This is a genomic window from Streptomyces canus 299MFChir4.1, assembly GCF_000383615.1.
Lineage (GTDB): Bacteria > Actinomycetota > Actinomycetes > Streptomycetales > Streptomycetaceae > Streptomyces > Streptomyces canus_C.
On record NZ_KB911583.1, the window covers coordinates 623,850 to 645,074 of the forward strand.

14 protein-coding genes and 1 pseudogene are annotated in these 21,225 nt (G+C 72.4%); 4 read left to right on the forward strand and 11 right to left on the reverse strand.

What is annotated here, in order from left to right; translation table 11 throughout:
- Positions 1–4: 4 nt before the first annotated feature.
- Positions 5–1,507: an MFS transporter gene (locus H293_RS0106955; protein ID WP_020117161.1), complete on the reverse strand. Its 1,503-nt coding sequence runs from the start codon at positions 1,505–1,507 to the stop codon at positions 5–7.
- Between the two features lie 180 nt (positions 1,508–1,687).
- On the opposite strand from H293_RS0106955, the gene H293_RS0106960 reads away from it, so the two are divergent.
- Both H293_RS0106960 and H293_RS0106965 read left to right on the forward strand, forming a co-directional pair.
- On the forward strand, positions 1,688–2,032 hold the full coding sequence (locus tag H293_RS0106960) for an ArsR/SmtB family transcription factor (protein WP_020117162.1): 345 nt from the start codon (positions 1,688–1,690) through the stop codon (positions 2,030–2,032).
- A gap of 6 nt (positions 2,033–2,038) precedes the next feature.
- The gene (locus tag H293_RS0106965; protein ID WP_020117163.1) at positions 2,039–2,548 is read left to right on the forward strand and encodes an SRPBCC family protein; all 510 of its coding nucleotides are present in this window, start codon (positions 2,039–2,041) and stop codon (positions 2,546–2,548) included.
- A 4-nt stretch (positions 2,549–2,552) separates the two neighbouring features.
- Here the strand turns inward: H293_RS0106965 and H293_RS0106970 are convergent, their stop codons facing one another.
- The 5 genes from H293_RS0106970 to H293_RS0106990 form a co-directional block, all read right to left on the reverse strand.
- Positions 2,553–5,366 (reverse strand): NHLP bacteriocin export ABC transporter permease/ATPase subunit, encoded by a 2,814-nt coding sequence (locus H293_RS0106970; RefSeq protein ID WP_020117164.1) that lies wholly within the window; start codon positions 5,364–5,366, stop codon positions 2,553–2,555.
- 1 nt (position 5,367) lies between these two features.
- The gene (locus tag H293_RS0106975; protein WP_020117165.1) at positions 5,368–7,590 is read right to left on the reverse strand and encodes an NHLP family bacteriocin export ABC transporter peptidase/permease/ATPase subunit; all 2,223 of its coding nucleotides are present in this window, start codon (positions 7,588–7,590) and stop codon (positions 5,368–5,370) included.
- Positions 7,587–8,393, reverse strand: coding sequence for an HlyD family efflux transporter periplasmic adaptor subunit (locus tag H293_RS0106980; RefSeq protein ID WP_020117166.1), 807 nt, complete (start codon positions 8,391–8,393; stop codon positions 7,587–7,589). The genes H293_RS0106975 and H293_RS0106980 overlap by 4 nt, the downstream gene beginning before the upstream one ends.
- 170 nt (positions 8,394–8,563) lie before the next feature.
- Positions 8,564–8,779, reverse strand: coding sequence for a hypothetical protein (locus H293_RS0106985; protein WP_020117167.1), 216 nt, complete (start codon positions 8,777–8,779; stop codon positions 8,564–8,566).
- A gap of 449 nt (positions 8,780–9,228) precedes the next feature.
- Complete coding sequence (locus H293_RS0106990; RefSeq protein WP_020117168.1) at positions 9,229–9,642, reverse strand: PaaI family thioesterase; 414 nt, start codon at positions 9,640–9,642, stop codon at positions 9,229–9,231.
- A gap of 190 nt (positions 9,643–9,832) precedes the next feature.
- Between H293_RS0106990 and H293_RS0106995 the strand changes: the two genes are divergently transcribed.
- The gene (locus tag H293_RS0106995) at positions 9,833–11,215 is read left to right on the forward strand and encodes a S1 family peptidase (protein ID WP_020117169.1); all 1,383 of its coding nucleotides are present in this window, start codon (positions 9,833–9,835) and stop codon (positions 11,213–11,215) included.
- Between the two features lie 202 nt (positions 11,216–11,417).
- On the opposite strand, the gene H293_RS0107000 is transcribed toward H293_RS0106995, so the two are convergent.
- The gene (locus H293_RS0107000) at positions 11,418–13,562 is read right to left on the reverse strand and encodes a SpoIIE family protein phosphatase (protein ID WP_020117170.1); all 2,145 of its coding nucleotides are present in this window, start codon (positions 13,560–13,562) and stop codon (positions 11,418–11,420) included.
- 590 nt (positions 13,563–14,152) lie between these two features.
- On the opposite strand from H293_RS0107000, the pseudogene H293_RS61335 reads away from it, so the two are divergent.
- Positions 14,153–14,437 (forward strand): annotated as a pseudogene (locus tag H293_RS61335) (LuxR C-terminal-related transcriptional regulator); the annotation flags it as partial.
- Here H293_RS61335 and H293_RS61340 read toward each other — a convergent pair.
- From H293_RS61340 to lanKC, 4 genes are all read right to left on the reverse strand, one after another.
- Entirely contained in the window at positions 14,360–16,468 is a 2,109-nt protein-coding gene (locus H293_RS61340; protein WP_033415297.1) for an ATP-binding cassette domain-containing protein, read from the reverse strand. The pseudogene H293_RS61335 and the gene H293_RS61340 overlap by 78 nt on opposite strands.
- A 23-nt stretch (positions 16,469–16,491) precedes the next feature.
- On the reverse strand, positions 16,492–18,204 hold the full coding sequence (locus H293_RS0107015; RefSeq protein WP_020117172.1) for an ABC transporter ATP-binding protein: 1,713 nt from the start codon (positions 18,202–18,204) through the stop codon (positions 16,492–16,494).
- Positions 18,205–18,292: 88 nt separating this feature from the next.
- A complete protein-coding gene (locus H293_RS0107020) occupies positions 18,293–18,409 on the reverse strand; it encodes a SapB/AmfS family lanthipeptide (protein WP_020117173.1) in 117 nt (38 codons plus the stop codon).
- Between the two features lie 59 nt (positions 18,410–18,468).
- Positions 18,469–21,096: a class III lanthionine synthetase LanKC gene (lanKC, locus tag H293_RS0107025; protein WP_020117174.1), complete on the reverse strand. Its 2,628-nt coding sequence runs from the start codon at positions 21,094–21,096 to the stop codon at positions 18,469–18,471.
- Positions 21,097–21,225 lie beyond the last annotated feature (129 nt).

The following is a 21,225-nucleotide window of genomic DNA, read 5'->3' on the forward strand; positions in this document are numbered from 1 at the left end:
GCTGCTACATGTGGATGACGGGTGCGGCGTCCGCGTCCTGCTCCGGCACCCCGCGCTGGAAGAGCAGGAAGACGATCAGCGCGCCGACGGCGAAGAGGCCCGCCGACCACCAGAAGGCGGTGGTGTAGCTCTCGATGGTCGCGTGGGCCTGGACCAGCTTGTTCGTCGGGTCCTTGCCGACCAGGTAGTCCGTGGCGGCGCTCGCGGCCAGCGTGTTCAGCAGCGCCGTCCCGATCGAACCACCCACCTGCTGCATGGCGTTGACGGTGGCGGAGGCGACTCCCGCGTCCTCGGCCGCGACCCCGCCGGTGGCGAGCTGCATGGCCGGCGGCATGACCAGGCCGAGGCCGAAGCCGGTCACGATCAGCTGCGGCAGTACATGGGACACGTAGCTGGAGCCGACGCCGATCCCGGTCAGCCAGGCCATGCCGGCCGCGGCGACCGCGAAGCCGGCCGGGATGACCACCTTCGGTCCGATCCGCGGGACCAGCATCGTGGTGCTGACCTGGGCCGCGACCATCAGCGCGGCGACCATCGGCAGGAAGGCGGCACCGGTCTTGGTCGGGCTGAAGCCCAGGTTCAGCTGGAGGTAGTAGGTGAGGAAGAGGAAGACCCCGAAGATGCCGCTGCCGGAGATCAGCACGGCCAGGAAGGAGGCCGCCCGGTTGCGGTCCAGCAGGATGCGCAGCGGCAGCAGCGGGTGCGCGGCGCGGGTCTGCCACCAGGCGAAGGCGGTCAGCAGCAGACCGCCCGCGATCAGGAAGCCCCAGGTCTCGGGGGAGCTCCAGTCGTGCGTCTCGGCGTTGGAGAAGCCGTACACCAGGGAGAAGAGACCGGCGGCGACCAGCAGGGTGCCGGGCACGTCCAGCTTGGAGCTCGCGGCGTCACGGTGGTTGTGCAGCAGTATCCAGCCGCCCGCGAAGGCGACGACGGCGATGACGACGTTGACGTAGAGCGTCCAGCGCCAGTCGAGCGCGTCGGTCAGGACGCCGCCGAGCAGCAGACCCACCGCGCCACCGGCGCCGGCTATGGCGCCGTACACACTGAACGCCCTGGCCCGCTCGCGGGCGTCGGTGAACGTCGTGTTGAGCAGGGAGAGCGCGGCCGGTGCGAGGAGCGCGCCGAAGGCGCCCTGCAGAGCGCGGGCGGTGACCAGCATCTCGAAGTTGGTGGCGGCACCGCCGAGCGCGGAGACGGCCGCGAAGCCGACGACCCCGACGAGGAAGGCCGTCTTGCGGCCGAAGAGGTCGGCGATCCGGCCGCCGAGCAGCAGCAGGGAGGCGAACGCCAGCGCGTAGGCCGTGACGATCCACTGCCGGTTGCCGTCGGAGAAGCCGAGGTCGGCCTGGGCCGAGGGGAGGGCGATGTTCACGATGGTGGCGTCGAGGACCACCATCAACTGGGCGAGTGCGATGACGGCGAGGATCCACCACCGCTTGGCCGAGGCGTCGGCCGGTGCCGCGACGGCACCCTCCCGCCCGCTCTCGGTCAGTGTGTTCTGGGACATGGGAACAACTCCAGGGAAAGTCGGCCGGACACGTCCGGTTCATAAACGAAACGGTTTCGTACGCGTCGAGACTAGACCACGCCGAGCGAAACGGCAACGTTTCGCTAGAGGGGTGGATGCCCGGACGGTCCCCGGCTGTATGTCTTGACCAGCATATAACTGTCGAGGCATATTTGATTCATGTCCGACGCCCTGCTCTGGACCGCCCTCGCCGACCCGCACCGGCGGGCCATCGTCGCGCTGCTCCTGGAGCGGCCCCGGCCGGTCGGGGAGATCGTGGAGGCGTGCGGACTGAGCCAGCCGGGCACCTCGAAGCATCTGAAGGTGCTCAGGGAAGCGGGCCTGGTCCGGGTACGGCAGGACGCGCAGCGGCGCGTCTACGCCCTGGACCCGGGCCCGATCGCCGAGCTGGACGCCTGGCTGGCCCCCTACCGCACACTCTGGAACACGAGCCTGGACGCGCTCGGCGACCGCCTCGACGAGACGGCGCCGGACACCTCAGAGAAGCCCGCCCCGAAGGACTGATCCACCATGGCCGCAGACCTCACCGGCACCTACCTGACCCTGGACGACGGACGCCCCGCCGTCCGCTTCAGCCGCACCTACGACCACCCCGTCGCCCGCGTCTGGCAGCTCGTGACCGACGCCGATGAACTCGCCCACTGGTTCCCGTCCCGCGCCGAGATCGAGCTGCGTCCCGGGGGCACCATCAAGTTCAGCGGCGACCCCCACATGGAGGACTCCACGGGCCGGGTCCTCGCCGTCGACGAACCCCGGCATCTGTCCTTCGAATGGGGCGGCGACGAGCTGCACTTCGACCTGGAGCCGCTGGACGGGAAGCGGACGCGCTTCACGCTCACCAACGTCCTGACCGCCGCCGACACCGCCGCCCGCAACGGCGCCGGGTGGGAGGTGTGCCTGACCGGCCTCGACGCACGGGCCCGCGGCGAGCGCCGGGACGGGCCCCAGTGGAAGGAGCTCTACCAGGCGTACGTCGACGCGGGAGTGCCCTCGGGGGCGCCGGTCCCCGGCATGGACTGACCCCTCACGCCATCTGCCGCCGCACCAGCTCGTGCAGCCGCCCGCCCGTGTCCGCGAGAAGCTGCGCGGGCGGCCCCTGCTGGGCGACCTTGCCGTTCTCCATCACGATCACACGGTCGGCGTCCAGCACCGTGGACAGCCGGTGGGCGATGACGATCCGGGTGGCGTTGAGGGCCTTGGTGGACTCGATGACCGTGCGCTGGGTGTCGTTGTCCAGGGCGCTGGTCGCCTCGTCGAAGAAGAGGATCCGCGGCCGGCGGATCAACGCCTGGGCGATCATCAGCCGTTGACGCTGGCCGCCGGAGATCGCCCCGCTGCCCGAGACGATGGTGTGCAGCCCCATCGGCATCCGCTGGATGTCCTCCGCGAGCCCCGCCATCGCGGCCGCCGCCATCGCCTCCTCGGGCGTGTAGGGCTCGGTGCCGCAGATGACGTCCAGGATGGAGCCCGTGAAGGGCTGCGCGTGCTGGAGGACGACACCGCACTGCCGGCGCACCGCCGACTGGTCGAGGGCGGCCAGGTCCTGGCCGTCGTACAGGACACTCCCGGAGACCGGCCGGTCGAAGCCGATCAGCAGCCTGAGCAGGGTCGACTTGCCGCAGCCACTCGGGCCGACGATCGCCACGAACTCGCCCGGCCGGATCTCGAAGGACACGTCGTCCAGGATCAGGGGGCCGTCGTCGGAGTAGCGGAACGAGAGCCTGCGGGCCTCCATCGCCCCGGTGAGGAGTCCCGGCCGGGTGCTCGCCGTGCGCACCTCCGGCTGTGCCTCCAGGACCGGCTTGATCTCCTCGAACAGCGGGAGCGCGGCCACCGCCGAGACGAAGGCGCCGGTGAGCTGGGTGACCGCGGTCAGCAGCATCGTCACCGAGGTGTTGAAGGTGAGGAACTCCGCCGCCGACATCGAGCCGCGCGCCGGACCCGCGAGCAGCATGAACATCAGCAGGGTGCACAGCGGGAGGTAGACCGAGCCCATCACCGAGGTGAGGTTCTTGATCCGGCCGACCTTCTGCTGGAGCTCGCGGCTGCGGGCGAACTCCGAGGCCCACGCCGCGTACGCGTAGTTCTCCGCCGCCGCCACCCGCAGCTTGGGCAGACCGCGCAGCGTCTGGAACGCCTGGTTGTTCAGCTTGTTGCTCAGCACGACCAGCCGCCGCTGCCAGCGCACCTGCCACAGCCCGAGGCCGAGGAACCCGGCCGCGATGACGACGAGCATGCCGATCGCCGCCATCGCCATCGGCACGCTGTACCAGAACAGCAGGCCCAGGTTCATGGCGCCGACGGTCACCGACTGGGCGAGCGTCGGGCCGATGCCCGCCATCATCCTGCGGATCGAGCTGATCCCCATGGCCTGGCTGGCGAGTTCGCCGGTCGAGCGCTCGGTGAAGAACTTCGTCGGCAGTCTCAGCAGCCGGTCCCACACCGCGGGCTGGAGGGTCGCCTCGATACGGCCCTCCAGGCGCAGCATCGTGAGGTTCTGGAGCAGCATGAAGGCCGCCGTCACCACACCGCTGACCATCACGGCCAGACACACCTGCACGATCAGAGCGGTCTGTGCCCTGGGCACGAACTCGCCGAGCACCTTGCCGGTCGCGATGGGCACCAGCGCGCCGATCGCCACCGTGACCAGACCGCTGAGCAGCAGGTTGGTCACATCGCCGCCGGTGCCGCGCATGCTGAACCGCAGCAGACCGAGGGGGCTCAACTTCCGGTCGGGCAGCGGGCGGTAGAACATCACCGCGCGCGGTTCGAACTCCTCCGCGTTGTCCTTCTCTATCGGTGTCTCACGGCCCGTCGCCGGATGGACGGCCACATAGCCGCCGCGCCGCCACAGCAGCGCGACCGGCGCGCCCGACAGGGCCCGGTGACCCACCAGCGGGCCGATGTTGTCGCGCCACCAGCTGCCGTCCAGGCGTACGGACCTGATGCGGACGCGGGAGGCGAGGGCGATGCGCTCGACCGGGTCGAGGCGGTCGCTCTCGGTGCCGCTCTGGGCGTTCTCGGCGAGCGGGATCCCGGCCGCGTCGGCGACCAGCTTGCACGCCGCGTAGCTGGCGTCCGCGTCGGCCGCCGTCGCGCGCTGCTTGGACCTGCCGATGGACGCCAGCAGGGTCCGGTCGGCCTGGGCGCGCACCGCCTCACCGGCCTTGATACCGGCGGCCGTCCGGGTCTCGTGGGTGCGCTCCAACTGCTCGATCCAGCGGTCCAGCGTGGTGAGCAGCCGGTACTGCTGGTCGACCATGGACTGCCAGACCGCCGGGTCCATCAGCAGGTCGGCGGCCGCCTCGGCGCCGTAGAGCGAGCCGTACTGCACGCTGCCCGGCGGCACCTGCATCCAGAAGACGTCGTCATCGGTCGGGGCGGCGGCCCGCTCGTCGGCCATCGGCGCCTGGAAGAGGATCGACAGACTCCGGCCCACACCGAGGGCCAGGGCGTACTCCAGCGGGCTGGTCGTCGGCGGCACGTACTGGGGGTTGCCGTACTCGTCGTACGACCAGGTCTGGGTGTGCGCGGGCTCGTACAGTTCGCGCAGGCCGATGCGGTGGATCACGCAGTCCCGCAAGGGCCGTGCCACCAAGGTGTGTTGCGGGCCGGGTACCGGGCCGAGCAGCAGCGCGCCAGGCTCCAGGCGGCCGAGGTGGTGCCAGTGGCCCTGCTGTTCGGCGTCCACCGCGAACAGGTCCACCGCGCCCGACACGACCAGCCACAGCACCTGCGGCCCTTCGAGGTCGATGCGGTTGAACCCCGCGCAGTCGATGCGCGTGCCCATCTGACCGAGGGAGGTGAGGACCACGTCCCCTTCGTATGCGGTAGTCATCTCACCGTTCCTTGACCAGCGCCGCGTACGCGCCGTCGCGCGCCACCAGCTCCTCGTGCCGCCCGCGTTCCACGATCGTGCCGTGCTGGAGCACGACGATCTCGTCGCTGTCGCGCACGGTGCTGAGCCGGTGCGCGATCACCACACAGGCGCAGCCGCGCTTGCGCAGGTTGTCCATGACGACCTGCTCGGTCTCCGCGTCCAGCGCGCTGGTGACCTCGTCGAGGACCAGGATGCTGGGCCGGCGCACCAACGCCCGCGCGATCTCCAGGCGTTGACGCTGACCGCCGGAGAAGTTGCGGCCGTCCTGCTCGACCCTGCTGTGGATGCCGCCGGGCCGCCGCATGACCACGTCGTACAGGGCCGCGTCCCGCAGCGCGTCCACCACGGCGTCGTCCGGGATCGACGGGTCCCACAGCGCCACGTTGTCGCGGACCGAGCCCTCGAAGAGGAAGACGTCCTGGTCCACGAAGGACACCGAGGCGGCGAGCGCGCCGCGCGGGATGTCGTCCAGGCGCCGTCCGTCGATGCGGATCACGCCCTCCCAGGGCGCGTAGAGCCCCGAGATCAGCCGGGACACGGTCGACTTGCCGCTGCCCGAGCCACCGACCAGCGCCACCTGCTGGCCCGGGCCCACGGTCAGGTCGAAGCCGGTGAGCAGCGGCTTGTCGAGCGGGTTGTAACCGAAGGTGATGTTCTGCAGCTCGACATGGCCGTGCAGGCGGCGGGTCGAGTCGCCGGCGCCGGGACGGCCGTAGAGGGGGTCGGCCTTGAAGTTCTCGACGTCCTTCAGGCGGGCCACGTCGGCCGCGAAGTCCTGGATGCGGCCCGCCACGCCGTTGAGGCGGGTGATCGGCGCGGTGAAGCGGGTGACCAGGGCCTGGAAGGCGACCAGCAGGCCGACGGAGATGCCGCCCTCGATGGCCCGCATGCCGCCGATCCACAGGATGAGCGCGCTGTTGAAGGTGGCCAGCATCGGCGCGACCACGCCCAGCCAGGCGCTCGGCACCCCGAGCCGCTGCTGCTCCTCCAGCGTGGTGGCGTGCTGGCCCGCCCACTTGCGGAAGTAGCCGTCCTCGCCGCCGGTCGCCTTCATCGTCTCGATCAACTGAAGGCCGGTGTAAGCCGTGTTGGTGAGCCGGGCGCTGTCGGCACGCAGCTTCGCGGTACGGGTGGAGCGCAGCCGGATGACGACCCGCATGGCCACCACGTTGAGCAGGGCCACACCGATGCCGACGTAGGTGAGCTGCGGGTCGTAGGTGTAGAGCAGGATCGCGTACAGGACGACGACCACCGCGTCGACGCCCGCCGCCGCGAGGTCGCGGGCCAGGGTCTCGGCCACCTGGTCGTTGGACTGGAGGCGCTGGACCAGGTCGGCCGGGCTGCGCTGGGAGAAGAACGTCACCGGCAGACGCAGCAGGTGGCGCAGGAAGCGGGCGCTGGAGAGCGTCGAGGAGATGATGCGGCCGTGCAGCAGGTTCGCCTGCTGGAGCCAGGTCAGGGCGAGGGTGAGGGCCACGCAGGCCCCCATCGACGCGAACAGCACGCCGAGCAGCGAGGTCTGCCCGCCGATCAGGAACATGTCGATGTAGGTGCGGCTCAGCGCGGGAGTGGCCGCGCCGACCAGCACCAGCAGCAGGCTCGCGAGGACAGCCGCCGGCATGGTGCCCGCGGTGCCGCGCAGCCGGGCCGGCATCGCACCGAGGACACCCGGCTTGCGGCCGCCCCGGGTGAAGCCCTCGCCGGGCTCCATCACCAGGACGACACCGGTGAAGCTGCCGTCGAAGTCCTCCATGGGGACGAAACGGCGGCCCTTGCCGGGGTCGTTGATGTAGACCCCGCGGCGGCCGAAGCGGCGGCCCATGCCGTCGTACACGACGTAGTGGTTGAACTCCCAGAACAGCACGGCCGGCGTCTTCACCTCGGCGAGCGCGGCCGTGTCCATCTGCATGCCCTTGGCCGTCAGGCCGTAACTGCGGGCTGCCTTGAGGAGGTTGCTGGCGCGCGAGCCGTCCCGGGAGACACCGCAGGCGATGCGCAGCTCCTCCAGCGGGACGTGCTTGCCGTAGTGGCCGAGGACCATCGCGAGGGACGCGGCGCCGCACTCCACGGCCTCCATCTGGAGGACGGTGGGCGTGCGGACCGTCTTCGCCTTCCCCGTGGGGACCGGCCGTTTGGGCGGGGCGGAGCGGCGCCTGCCGCGGGTGTCCTGTGCGGTGCTCACGGCAGCAGCCAATCGACGGGGCGCTGATCGGCCAGCCGGATCGAACCCGAGGCCACGGTCATGGAGGTGAGGGCGAAGGGAGGACCGTCCGCGGACGACCACCGGTAACCGCTCTTCGTGCCCCTCGACTTGTCCAGCTTCACCAGGACCGCGACGGGACGGCCGTCCTTGGTGAACTGCTCACCGAGCTGGCTGTCCCCGAGGAAGGCGGCGATCTGCTGGGCCGACTGGGCCGAGCGGTCCACCGACTTCACATGGCCGCGCAGCACCCCGTACTCCTGGGTGGGCACCGAGGAGACGGTGAGGTCCACGGCCGCGTCGTCCGGTATGGAGGCCGCGTTCTCGGCGGGCACGTACACCGTGGCGTACAACGGATCGGAGGCGTGGGCGACCTTCTCCACCGCGGCGACGTTCGCTCCGGTCGAGATGATCTGACCGATGGTGGCCGCGAGGGCGGTGACCCGGCCGGCCGCCACCGTTCGGACGACGGTGTCGCCCTGCGACGTACGGACCTTCAGCACCGGGGAGTCGGCGGGCAACTGCTGACCCTCCTTGGCGATCACCTGGGTGACCTGGCCCGCGACCGGGCTCTGCAGGATGTAACTGCCCTGCCCGTGCGTGAGGATGGCGGGCGCGCTCACCGTGGAGGCCACCGAGCCGGTCACCGCCCACACGGACGCGGCGGCCATCACGACCACCGTCACGGACATCACGAGCCAGCCCTGCGGGCGGGCGAAGCGCACCGGAAGGTCGAGCTCCTCCGGTGACTGGAGCTTGGCGAGGGCCTGTTGGCGGAACTGCACGGTCTTCCCTCACCTGCGAAAGCGTGCGAATTGCTACGCATGCTGCCAATGACAAAGGACCGGCTCGCGAAAGCCGGCCGGACTACGACACCCAAGAGTCCCGGAACCGCCGGTTTGCGGCTCCGGGACGGGTCGACCACAAGACAGTGATCAGATCACGAAGAATGTGATCAGAGACCGGCGACCAGGCCGGTGACCGGGGCGGTGTTCAGGCCGGTGACACCCTCGACCGTGCCGACGACCGTGTTGACCAGGCCGGAAACCGGGGCAACGCCGTCCACCAGGCCGGTGACGGTGCCGAGGGCGTTCAGCTGCAGGCCGCCGGAGACGTTGTCGAGGTCGGCGTCCGAGATCTCGACGGTCTCAACCTGGGGGGTGGAGTTCATGATGGAACTTCCCTTCGTATGGGTATTTCACAAGGGGGGAGCGGCCCCCTCTGGGGACAGGGACGGCCGCAATCGCATGGCGCCGGATCCCGTTTCCGGGAAACCCAACGGCCCTGCGGTGCGATGGATCAAAGCACGCTGCGGCTCCGCCCTTCCAATTAACCAGCGGTCTCACCAGGGCACTTGAGTCATAGAAGCCTCCATCCGTGCAGGCGTGTGCACGCCTTGGTGCCGACTTCTTCACATGTGGCGTTACGGCGGCGTGAAGCGGCCCTTGTTGTCGTCGTGGCGAATGCGACACACCTCGCCAATGGCATGGGTGCGGATCCGCGCATGTGCAGAACTCCCGCTCGCGGTGACTTGGTTGCGCATTCGATGTGCAGATTCACTGAAGGGGGGATTCGAGGCGGTGTTCGCAACGGACCGCTGTCGACCGATTGCTGAGCGTGTCAGCCCAGAAGTGCGTAGACCGTGCTCGCGCGGGCCGCGAGGTCGCCCGTCGCGGAGTCGGTCATCGTGATGTCGGCGAACGCCATGCGGCGGCCCAGCTTGGTGACGACCGCCCTGATCAGGACATCCGAACCGGTCACCGCCCGCTGGAAGCTCGTGGACTGCTGCACCGTCGTCATCGGTCCGTAGGCGCCCCGGACCGCCGAGACGGCGATCACGGTGGCGGTGTCGGCGGCGGCCATCAGAGCCTGGCCCGACAACCCGCCGCCCTCCCGCGCCAACCGCTGCGACCAGGGCAGACGCAGCACCACATGGTCGTCGCCGAGCGTCTCGACCGTCAGGCCGAGGTCGAGGACCCAAGGGGCGAAGCTGTCGGCGAGGATCTTGTCGGCTTCGGCGGGCGTCATCGTCATATGGGGGATTGTTCCCGCCCGCCGCCGGCCCGGCACATCCGGTGGCCGAATCGGTGTGGCAATCGGCGCGTAAAGAAACGGCATTGAACGCCCCGCGCACACCGTGCGTACCCATGGCCATCCAGGCGCCCCGAACAACCGACTGCCGTACGGCGGTTACAGACTCCGGTCCCCCAGGAGGTCGAGAAGTTTGAGTCACAAGCGAATTCCGAAGCGCAAGGCCGCATTCGCGGCAGGCACCGTGGTGGCGCTCGGCGCCGCCGCGATTCTGCTGCCCAACGCCAACGCGTCCCAGGACGGCTCGTCGAACGACGCGGCGGCCATCGCGCCGAAGACTCTGAAGGCGACGGACGCCTCGGACCTCGCCTCGCAGCTCCAGAAGGCGCTGGGTGACGCCTTCGCCGGCTCCTACTACGACGCCGACAGCCGGCAGCTCGTCGTGAACGTCATATCCGGCGACAGCAACGTCGTCGTCCAGGCGAAGAAGGCCGGCGCCAAGGTCCGCGAGGTCGACAACAGCCTCACCGAACTGGCGGCCGGGGCGAAGACCCTGAAAGAAGAGGCCACCATCCCGGGCACCGCCTGGGCCGTGGACCCGCGCACCAACAAGATCCTGGTGACCGCCGACAGCACGGTCACCGGCGACAGGTGGAACACCCTCGAGTCGACCGTGAAGAGCCTCGGCTCCGGCATGGCGACCGTGAAGAAGTCGGCCGGCACCTTCAAGACCTTCGTGTCCGGCGGTGACGCCATCTTCGGCGGCGGCGCCCGCTGCTCGCTCGGCTTCAACGTCACCGCGGGCGACGGCAGCCCCGCCTTCCTGACCGCCGGTCACTGCGGGGTCGCGGCCGAGCAGTGGTCGGACACCCAGGACGGCCAGCCGATCGCCACCGTCGACCAGGCCACCTTCCCCGGCGACGGCGACTTCGCCCTGGTCAAGTACGACGACCCGGCGACCCAGGCACCGAGTGAGGTCAACGTCGGCGGCGGCCAGACGGTCGCGATCAGCCAGGCGGCGGACGCCGAGGTCGGCCTCCAGGTCTTCCGGATGGGCAGCACCACGGGCCTCGCCGACGGCCAGGTCCTCGGACTCGACGCCACCGTGAACTACCCCGAGGGCACCGTCACCGGCCTCATCCAGACCGACGTCTGCGCCGAGCCCGGTGACAGCGGCGGCTCGCTGTTCACGCAGGACGGCTCGGCGATCGGCCTGACCTCCGGTGGCAGCGGCGACTGCACGGTCGGCGGCGAGACCTTCTTCCAGCCGGTCACCACCGCCCTCCAGGCGGTCGGCGCCACGCTCGGCGCGGGTGACGCGGCAGGCGGCGCGGGCGACCAGGCCGGTGCCGGTGCCGGTGCCGGTGACGAGGCGGGCGCCGGTGGCGACGCCGGGGCCGGTGCGGGCGATCAGGCCGGTGCCGGTGGCGACGCCAGTGCGAGCCCCGGTGACGAGGCCGGCGCGGGTCAGGAAGTCGGCGGCGACCAGGCCGGCGGTGACGTGATCGGCGGCGAGGAGGCCGGAAACGGCGCCGGCGATGCCACGGGCGACGCCGCGGGCCAGTCGCACAACTGACCGCTCGGGTCCGGCACCACACCGTGAACCGGCCGCGTCGGCAGCGGCCCCCCACGCCCTCCGCTGCCGACGCAGGCCATAAGACCACCTCCCGGCCACCCCGCGGTTCCGGCCCGGGAGGTGCAACGGTCCGGCCCTCCGGCGGGAGGGCCGGACCGGCGCGTTCTCCGGCAGGCCGGGCGGTGTGTGGGGGACCGCCGTGTCAGCCGTCCGCCCGCAGCAACAGCAGCGCCACGTCGTCGATCCGCTCCCGCGCGGCAGCGCTGCGGCGGACGAGCTCGTCGGCCAGTTCGTCGAGCGGACGGTCACCGGCCTCGGCGAGCTGCCGTCCCAGCTCGGCGAGCGCGTCCTCGATGTCGACGCCGGGAGACTCGATCAGGCCGTCCGTGTAGAGGACGAGGACGGACCCGGGCGCGAGTTCCACCTCCGTCGTCGGGTAGACGGCCGAGCCGTCGATGCCCAGCAGCGGGCCTCCGGCCAGGTCCAGCACCCGCACCCGGCCGTCCGGCCGCCGGAGCAGCGGCGGCGGATGCCCCGCCCGGGCCATGACCGCCCGCCCCCGCTCCGGATCGAGCCGCAGATACAGGCAGCTGGCGAACAGCTCGGCACCGAGGTCGATCAGCAGCCGGTTGGTCGAGCGCATGACCTCCTCCGGACTCTGGCCGACGGTCGTGTACGCCCGTACCGCCGTCCGGATCTGCCCCATCAGCCCGGCCGCCGTCACGTTGTGGCCCTGTACGTCCCCGATCACGGCGGCCGCCAGCCCGGCGACCGGCACCAGGTCGTAGAAGTCGCCGCCGATGTCCATGCCCTGAGTGGCCGGCAGATAGCGGGCCGCCGCGTCGATGCCGGGCAGCGACGGCAGGGTGTTCGGCAGGAGGGCCGCCTGGAGACCGTGCGCCAACTGGTGCTTCACGTCGTACAGGACGGCCCGCTCCAGGGCCTGCGCGATCAGTCCGCCCAGACTCGTGAGCACCGCCCGCTCGTCCGTGGGGAAGGGATGCGGCTCCGCGTAGGCCAGCACACAGGTGCCCACCGGGCGACCGGAGGCGATCAACGGCAGATAGGCCCAGGCCGCGAACCCGTCCGGGCTGGCGTGCCGCAGCGGATACAGACGCTCCAGCTCTTCCCTGGAGTCGAAGAACGCCGGCACCCCGGTGTTCAGCGCATGGGTTCCCGGCGTCGGTTCGGTCAGCGGCAGCCCGTCGAACCGCTCCACGACCTGCGCGTCCGGATACCCGCGGTGCCCGAGCACGTGCAGCCGTCCGGACCGCGAACCGAGCATCACCACCGCCTGGCTCCCCACCGCCGGGACGACCTCGTCCGCCACCAGCTGCACCACGTCCTGCACGCCCACCGCCTCGGTCAGCGCCCCCGCCAGGCTCAGCACCTGCGAGATCGTGACCAGCCGGGACGGCGCGTCCCCGGACCGCGGACCCGCCCGGCTCATCTCCGCCACCGCCCGCGCCCGGCTGACCCGGACGCTCAGCCCGGTGGTGCTCGGGTACAGCCGGAACGACAACCAGTCCCCGGGCGGCCGCAGCGCCACGAACGACGTGCTGTGCTGGCTGAGCAGCGCGGCCCGGTAACGGTCCTCGTACACCGGGTCGTTGAGCCAGGGCGCCGCCGCCCACAGCTGCGAGCCCAGCAACTGGGAGACCGGGATGCCGATCAGCTCGGCCGCCGCGGCGTTGGCGAAGGAGATCCGCCCGTGCAGATCGAGCGAGCACAGCCCGTACGGCAGCCGCGCCACCATCCGCGCCGCCTCGACCGTGCCCAGCGTCCCGGCCGCGCCGCCGACCTGGGCCGAGGCCAGCAGATCGGGTTCGGCGTGCGGCGACAAGCTGTCCTCCACCGCCCGTTCCAGCCGCACCGCGAGCCGCCCGCAGGCGGCCGTCAGATGTTCCCTCTCCCGGTCGGTCAGCTCCGGGGGGTGCGAACCGGGCCAGGTCACGAAGACCGCGCCGTACACCTTGGACGAGGTCGCCACCGGCACCGCGGCCAGCGCGAAGGGGTAGGGCAGCACCACGGCGATCCGCGGATAGCGGCGCGCCATCTCGTGCTCGCCGCCCACCCACACCAGCCGCCGCTCCCGCACCGCCTCCGCCACCGGGATCGGCGCGCTCAGCCCCACCCGCTCCCAGGGCGCCGCGAACGCCCGCGGCAGGCCCGCCATCACCGCCATCTCCAGTACGGGTTCGTCGGCGGCCATGAGATACACGGCTCCGGAGTGGGCGTGCACCTCGTCCATCATCGACGCCAGGGCGAGGGAGAGCAGCGGCCGCCCCACCCGGGTGCGGGCACTCGCCGGCGCCGGGGACGTATGCCCGTCGGACACGCCGACCACCTCCTCGCACGGGCGCGGCGCGGAAGGAGCGCGGGCCGCTGTCGCGTGCCGGGCCCCCAGGGATCAAATCTCCTCCCTTACGGCGCGTCCCGCACGGCGAGCGTTCCCGGGTGCGGGCACACGGGTACCCACGCGACGGCGAGGACGGGCGTGTACCCCCTCGGCCCCGGACCATGCCCCCACAGTCGAAGCGCGCCACGGCACATGGGCGCCGCTTGTGCGCCCCCGCGCACCCTGTTGGCCAATTCTTCGCGCCCGAGGTCGGTCCGGGACCCGAACAATGGGGCACGCGTTTCATGCCCACGGAACCGAGCGAGCCGAGTACGGCGAATCAAGGGGGACGAACAGTGATCCGGGTGCTTCTGGTGCACGACGCGTGTCTGGTGAGATCGGCCCTGGCGGAGTGGCTCCGCCGGGAACCCGATCTCGGGGTGTTCGACACCCCGTGGCACAGCGCACCCGGCCGTCTGCGGACCGTGCGGCCCGACGTGTGCGCGGCGGACCTCGAATGCTCGGACGCGTACGGCGTCCCGCCGCTGGGGGAGTTAGCCGTGCGCGAGTCGGACCGCGGTACGCCGCGCCTGCTCGTGATGGCCAGCGCCAACCGGCCGGGTCTGCTGAAGCGGGCCGTCGAGGCGGGGGCGCTCGGGTACGTGGACAAGGAGGGGGCGGCGCCGGAGCGGCTGGTGCGCGGAATCCGTCGGGTCGCCGAGGGGAAACGTTTCGTCGACGACTCGCTGGGCTTCGGCTTCCTCCAGGCCGCGGAGATGCCGCTGACCAGACGGGAGCTGAGCGTGTTATCCCTCGCGGCCGAGGGGGCCTCCATCGCGGAGATCGCCCGGAACCTGTGCCTGTCGCACGGGACCGTGCGCAACTACATGGCCGCGATCACCCGCAAGACCGGGGCCCGCAACCGCATCGACGCGATCCGGATCTCCCAGGGGCAGGGCTGGCTCTGACCGCTTCGGGGGTACGGCGCTCCAGCCGCCCACGAGTTCGCGGTAGGCGGGCGAGTCGCGCACCAGCTCGTCGTGGGTGCCGTACGCCGTGCGCGAGCCGTCCATCAGCAGCACGCGGCCGGCACGGCGGGCCGAGCTGATCCGGTGGGCGACGACCACCAGCGTGGTGCCGGGCCGGTTGGCGAAGGCCCGCTCGGCGCGCTCCTCGGCCGGGGGGTCCAGATGACAGGTGGCCTCGTCGAGCAGGACGAGTGGGGCGTACGACAGATAGGCCCGGGTCAGCGCCACGAGCTGCCGCTCACCGGCGGACAGGGCGGCCGGGTCGACGCTCGCCTGCGGCCCGCCGAGCGCTTCGAGGAGCGGGGCCAGCCCGACGGCCTCCGCCGCCGCGAGCAGCTCCGGCTCGGGCACCGGGTCCATGCGCAGGTGCCCGAGGTTCTCGGCGAGGGTGCCGGTGTGGACGTACGCCTCCTGCGGAATGAGCACGCGCAGGGCGGCCGCGTCGGGGGAGGGCACGGGGTGTCCGCACAGCCGGATGCTTCCGCCGGTGGGCCGAAGGAGACCGGCGACCAGAGCGGTGAGCGTGGACTTCCCGATGCCGCTGGGGCCTACGACGGCAAGGTGGGCGCCGGCCGGCAGGGCGAGGTCGAGGTGGTCGACGACGGGGGTGGCGGCGGGGCCGTAGGCGAAGGAGACGGCGGTGAGGGAGAGGGCGGGGGCTCGGTCTGCCGGGCGGGGGGCGGTGCCGGGCCGGGCGTCGGCACCGGCGGGGCGGGTGCCGGGGCCGTGGTCCGTCGGCCCCGCGGGGGTGTGGGGGGTGAGGCGGTGGCCTGCTGCCCCGGCGTGCCGGTCAGCGGGCTGCGCGTCCGTGCGGTCGCCGGGCAGCGCGGGAGCCGGCGGGTGGGCGGCCATGCCGGGGGCCGCCGGGTAGGTGCCGTCGTCGTCCGGGCCGGGAGTGCCCGTGCGGCTGGGCAGGGGAGGGGCACCATGGGGTTCCCTCCGTACGACCTGCCCGCCCGCGGCCGGAGCGGTTGCGGGCTCGCGGACCAGTCGCCGCAGCACCACCACCAGCCGGGAGCCGCTCGTGCCCAGGCCGTGGACGAGGTTGCGCAGGGCGGGGAGGAGGGACTGGGTGACGTAGGCGAGGGCGCCGACCAGGGCGCCCGTGGTGACCCCGCGGGCCAGGAGCCAGGGAGCGCAGGCGAGGAGGAGGACGATCGGGAGCTGGCCGCCGAGGGCGAGGGAGGCCACGCGCAGGACGGACCAGCGGGCGAGGGAGTACGCCGCCCGCTGTTCGGTGTCGACTAGTCGGCCCGTGTCGCCGGCGACCCGGGCCTCCGCACCGGCCGCCGTGATGTCCCGCAGCCCCGGGCAGACCCTGCCGAGACCGTCCGCCAGCGCCTCGTCGGCGACGAGGAACTCCTCCTGGCGGCGGGCCAGCGGACGCAACGTGGCCGCGAACAGGCCCAGTCCGGCGGCGAGCGGCGGCAGCACGACCAGCAGGAGCCGCGGGTCGAGCGAGGCCAGTCCGACCACCGCGCCGACGGCCGTGAACACGAACGAGCGCGACACCATCACCAGCCCGGCGAACGTGTCCCGGGCGATCTCCACCTGCTGGGTCAGCCCGGACAGCGCCCCCGCGTCCGCCTCCCGCACCCCGCGCTCCACGACCCGCCCGACCAGGACGTCCCGGAGCGGCTCGACCAACGCGGCGACGCCGGCGTACACCCGCACCGTTCCGAACGCGCCCACCAGCACGCCGATCCCGGCCACCCCGAGCCACCCGAGTCCGACGCCGGGCCGCCCGGCAAGGAACCCCTCGTCCAGGGCACGGGCGGGCGCGTACCCGGTGAGGAAGGTCTGTCCGGTCTCCAGCACGGACCACCCGCCGAGGCGGACGAGGACCCGCCACCGGGCCCGCAGGTAGCGCAGACCGCGCCCGTACATCCCGCCGTGTGCCGAGCCGTCGCTCACGCCGGCCCCCCGTCCGCGGCGTCCTCCCCGCCCCCGAACACCGCCCGGTACTCGGGCAGCCGCCACAGCTCCTCGTGCGGTCCCACCGCCCGCACCCGCCCCCCGTCCAGCCAGGCCACCGCGTCCGCGCGGGCCGCCGTGGCGGTGCGGTGGGCGACGAGCAGGCGGGTGCCGCCCGCCCCGCCGCTCACCAGGGCGTCGGCGATGCGCGCCTCCGTGACCGTGTCGAGGCTGGAGAGGGCGTCGTCGAGGATGAGCAGCCGGCCGCCGTGGGCGAACGCCCGGGCGAGACCGAGCCGTTGGGACTCCCCGCCGGAGCGCGGGGCGTCGGCGACGAGGGTGTCGTAACCGCTGGGCAGGCGGCGCACGAAGTCGTCCGCACGGGCCGTGCGGGCGGCCTCCCGGACGCGGGCGGGGGCGGGGGAAGGGAGGGCGAGGCCGATCTCCTCCTCGACGGTGCCACCGAGCAGGGCGGGGCGTTCGAAGGCGTAGCCGATCGAGCGGCGCAGCTCGTCGTGGGCGAGCTCGCGCAGCGGCACCCCGTCGAGCAGGACCTCCCCGGCATCCGGTTCGACGAGTCGCCCGGCGACCGCGGCGAGCAGCGACTTGCCCGCCCCCGAGCGGCCCACCACCGCGAGGGTCGTCCCGCCCGGTACGACGAGGTCGACCCCGTCGAGCACCGCACGCGCGCCGCGCAGGGCGGTGACGCCCCGCAGTTCGAGGCGCCCGGGCCCGGGCGGCAGCCCGCGCTCGCCGTGCCGGACGGCCGGTTCCGCGAGGACCTCGTCCAGCCGGCCGGCCGCCGCCCGGGCCCGGGCCAGGCCGGACAGCTGTCCCACCAGGACGCCGACGCCGGTGGCGAGGACCGCGTACCGGGAGGCGGCGAGGACCTCGCCCACGGTGATGCGGTGCCGGGCGAGCAGGACCCCGGCCACGGCGAGGACCCCGAGCTGGAGCAGCGGGGCCACGGCGACGGACTGGCCCGAGGCCCGGCCCTGCACCCGCCACATGCGGTGACCGGCCTCGGACAGCTCGGGCAGCGGGCGCAGGATGCGGGCCGTCTCCCGGTCCTCCGTCCCCGCGGCCCGGATGGTGCGGTGTCCGCCGACGGCCTCCGAGAGGGCCTGCGCGATCCGCCCCTGCACCTCCTGGTAGCGCGTCACGCATTCCCGGGTGTCCCGGGCGAAGGCGCGCAGCAGCAGGGCGAGCACCGGTGCTCCGGCCAGGAACACGGCCGCGAGCCAGGGGGAGACGAGACCGAGGGCCACCACGGCGCCCACCGGTCCGGCGAGCGCGGCGAGCAGGGCGGCGCGGGCGGTCGGTGCCGTGCCGGCCTGTGCGGCGTTGCCGACCAGGCGGGCGACGAGGTCTCCGGGCCCGAAGCGGGCGGTGGCGCGCGGGCCGACGGCCAGGACGTGAGCGGTGAGGCGGCGGCGCAGCCAGGCGGTGGTGCGGGCGTCGAGGGTGCCGCCGAGGACGGTCTCCGCGGCGTCGAGCAGCGCGAGCAGCAGAACCAGTCCGGCGCACCACAGGACCCAGCGGGTCGCCGGCGCCTGCGCCAGCAGCAGGTCCAGGGTGCGGCCGAGGGCCGCGGGCAGCAGCAGTCCGGCGCCGGTCGCCGCCGTGCTCGCCAGACACAGGAGCACACAGCGGGCGGGGGCCGGACCCAGGAGGCCGTGCGGGGCCGGAGGCGAGGTGCGAGTCGTCATACGGCGGCCTTCCGGAGGTGTGCAGAACCCCGGGCGGTCCCTCCCTCGCGGGAATGGACCGCCCGGAGTCATGGGCGCACGATGCCTGTCAGAGACAGAGCGTGACGCTCGCGGCGCTGACGCAGGACAGCAGGCTCAGGGTGCTGTTGCCGCCACCGCCGGTGTGCTCGTCGGACTCCATCGTCTGCAGGTCGAGAAGTGCCATCTCGGTTTCCTTTCCTCGGTGTCGTCCACCCGTGGGGACAGGGTTGGGTCACGGCTCCGTCACATCGCGGAACCGCGTTCGGTGGGCCGCCGGAGCGGCGGCAGGAACGGCAGGTGTGCGGTGGCCGGGGCGCCGGGGGCCGCGTGGGCCGCGCCGAGCGCGAGCAGGCACCCTGCCGTTCCGGTGCCCAGGTCCATCGACAGCCGCATCATCTGGTGGCCCGGGAAGGCCAGTTGGCCCTGGTAGTCCATGGAGAACCAGCCGAGCCCGTCGATCTGTTCGGCGAGCCGCTCGCGGGTCGCGCCGGGGGTGTCCGTGCGGGCGAGGTGCAGGATCATCCCGGCACGGCCCTGGAAGAGACCGGGCTGGACGTAGAAGCGGCTGGTGGCGGCGGTCAGCACCCCGGCGCGCGCCCGCTCGAACTCGCCCTCGGTGTCGGCGCCCTGGGCGAGGTAGTCGTCCAGGACCATCCCGATGCCGGCGCTTCCCTCGCCGAGGTAGGGCAGTGTCCGCCAGCCCTCGTCCACCTCCAGGGAGCCGCTCGGGTGCGTCACGCAGCACTCCAGATCCCTGCGCAACGCCACCTCGGCCGCCCTCAGCAGGAGAGGCTCATGGGTGTGTTCGTACTGCCGCAGCAGGAACAGCGCGGGCCCGGTCCACCCGCGCAGCAGGCCGGCCCGGCGCCGCCTGGGGGTGTCCGCGAGGGGCTGCGCGAGCCGCCGTACGAGGACGTCGGCGGCCTCGGCGGCCCGCTCCCGCAGCTCCGACTCGCCGGTCGTGCGGGCCAGTTCGCCGAGGACCAGGCCGAGCCCGGCCAGGCCGCCGTGCAGGTCGGAGGCGAGGTTCTGCCAGCGTTCCGCGAGGACGCGCTCGACCAGGTCGAGGGCGCGCTGCCGGTGTCCGAGCCGGTCCAGGACGTGGGCGACGCCCGCGAGACCGTCGTAGAGACCGAGCGGTGTGCCCGTGGGCGGGGGTGCGGTGCGGGCCAGGAGCCAGCGCTCGCCCTCCTCGTACCGCTCCGCGCCGACCGCGTCCAGCGCGTACAGCACCCCGGCCGCGCCGTGGGCGAGCCCGAGGCCGCCGCCGTCGTTGAACTGCGTGATGTCACCGGGGAAGAGCCGGTCCTCGCGCTCCGGGGTGGCCGAGGCGAGGAGCGCCTTGACCATGGAGTCGCGGCTGTAGGGCCAGTCGCCGGGTTCGACGAAGGACGGTGCCGCCCTCGGGGTCGTACGCTCGCCGCCGGTGTCGGTGGCGATGTCCCGGGTGATCTCCGTGACCGCCTCGTCGAGGAACTCCTTCGGCACGTCCGGGAACTGACGCAGGATCACCTCGGCCAGATGGGCCGCCTTCCCGCGGTCGACCACGAACAGCGTGGTCACCGGCAGGAACAGGGCGATCCGCAGACAGGCCAGGGCGTAGCGGTCGACGTCGATGCCCTTGCGGTCCGGCGGGGCGAAGAAGCCGGGGTGGGCGACCACCTGGCGGCCGTTCTCCTCGACCGGGGCCGCCGCCTCGAAGTCGAGCAGGGAGACGGACTCCTCGTCGGGGCCGACCATGATGTTGAAGACGTGCAGGTCGTTGAAGACGATCCCGCGCGCGTGCACCGCCTCCACGGCCCGCTCCACCGCCCCGTGGACGCGTACCGCCCACGCCGTGTAGTCGGCGACGGCCTGCGGATCGGGGTCCGGGGTCAGCAGCGGATGCCGCTCCGCGAAGAACGAGTTCAGCGGGCGCCCCTCCAGGAAGTCCATGACGAGGAACCGGTGGTCGCCGAGGGTGAACCAGTCCCGCACCTCGGGCACCACGCCCGTTCCCGCCACCTGCTCCAGGGCGTCCTTCTCCCGCTCCAGCCGGGCGATCGCGTCCGCCCCGTCGGCGGCCAGGCCGGCGTGCGGCCGGCCCTCCTTCAGGACGACCTTTCGCCCGTCGCGGGTGTCGGTGCCCGTGTAGACACCGCCGCCGTTGGAGAAGTGCAGCGCCTTCTCGATCTTGTACGGCAGCTCGCCGACCGTCGTGGTGTTGCGCGCCTCCAGATGCGGCTCCAGGAAATCCGGCAGCGTCACCCACCCGGGCACCTGGAAGGACGGCTCGCGCCGGTCCGGCACCAGCTTGCCCTGGCCGTCCCGCACCGCCGGCACCAGCGAGCCCCGGTCGTCGACGACGAACATGCGCGCGAACGCGCCGTAGCGGACATAGAGCGGACCCTCGTCCCAGCGCAGATCGGTGAGGATGTACGGCCCCTCGAAGCCCTCCAGGAGCTTGCCCAGCTCACGGAGCACCTCGTGCAGCTGCTCCTCGTCGGCCGGGTAGATCGTGACGAACTTGCCGCTGGTGTCGCGGGCCGCGTACTTGGTGTTGCGCAGGTGCAGCAGATGCGGGCCCGGCACGAACTTGAACGAGATGCGCCGGGGCACGCAGTAGTCCCACACGATCGCGGCGATCCGCTCCGCGTTCGCCCGGGTGGCCGAGGCGTGGATCTTCCAGCCCTGCGAGGGGCCCGGCGCCGGCTTCCCGTCCGCACCGAGCGGAGTCAGCGTCAGCCAGTCACCGATGCGTGCCGCGTCCCAGCCGGCCGGCACCGCGCGGCGCGCCGTCTCATAGACGGGCGCCTCACCGGCGGAGATCCGGTCGGGCGTCTCGTAGAAGTGTCTGTCGGCGAGCGCGTACACCTCGTAGCGCTTGTCCATGCGTCCCCCTTCTTGGCCCGCCACAGAGCCTTCCAGCGAGGCGGTGGCCACGGACAGTCACGGCTGTCACGAGATCACCGTGCGAAACGCATGCGTCAAGATTTGTTCGAGGGGTTTCGAGCGCGGGGG

Coding starts and splice junctions, on each gene's coding strand:
- H293_RS0106970 (WP_020117164.1), bottom strand. CDS start 5,366: ATGACTACCGCATACGAAGGGGACGTGGTCCTCACCTCCCTCGGTCAG.
- lanKC (WP_020117174.1), bottom strand. CDS start 21,096: ATGGACAAGCGCTACGAGGTGTACGCGCTCGCCGACAGACACTTCTAC.
- H293_RS0107015 (WP_020117172.1), bottom strand. CDS start 18,204: ATGACGACTCGCACCTCGCCTCCGGCCCCGCACGGCCTCCTGGGTCCG.
- H293_RS0106985 (WP_020117167.1), bottom strand. CDS start 8,779: ATGAACTCCACCCCCCAGGTTGAGACCGTCGAGATCTCGGACGCCGAC.
- H293_RS61340 (WP_033415297.1), bottom strand. CDS start 16,468: ATGTACGGGCGCGGTCTGCGCTACCTGCGGGCCCGGTGGCGGGTCCTC.
- H293_RS0106965 (WP_020117163.1), top strand. CDS start 2,039: ATGGCCGCAGACCTCACCGGCACCTACCTGACCCTGGACGACGGACGC.
- H293_RS0106990 (WP_020117168.1), bottom strand. CDS start 9,642: ATGACGATGACGCCCGCCGAAGCCGACAAGATCCTCGCCGACAGCTTC.
- H293_RS0106960 (WP_020117162.1), top strand. CDS start 1,688: ATGTCCGACGCCCTGCTCTGGACCGCCCTCGCCGACCCGCACCGGCGG.
- H293_RS0107020 (WP_020117173.1), bottom strand. CDS start 18,409: ATGGCACTTCTCGACCTGCAGACGATGGAGTCCGACGAGCACACCGGC.
- H293_RS0106955 (WP_020117161.1), bottom strand. CDS start 1,507: ATGTCCCAGAACACACTGACCGAGAGCGGGCGGGAGGGTGCCGTCGCG.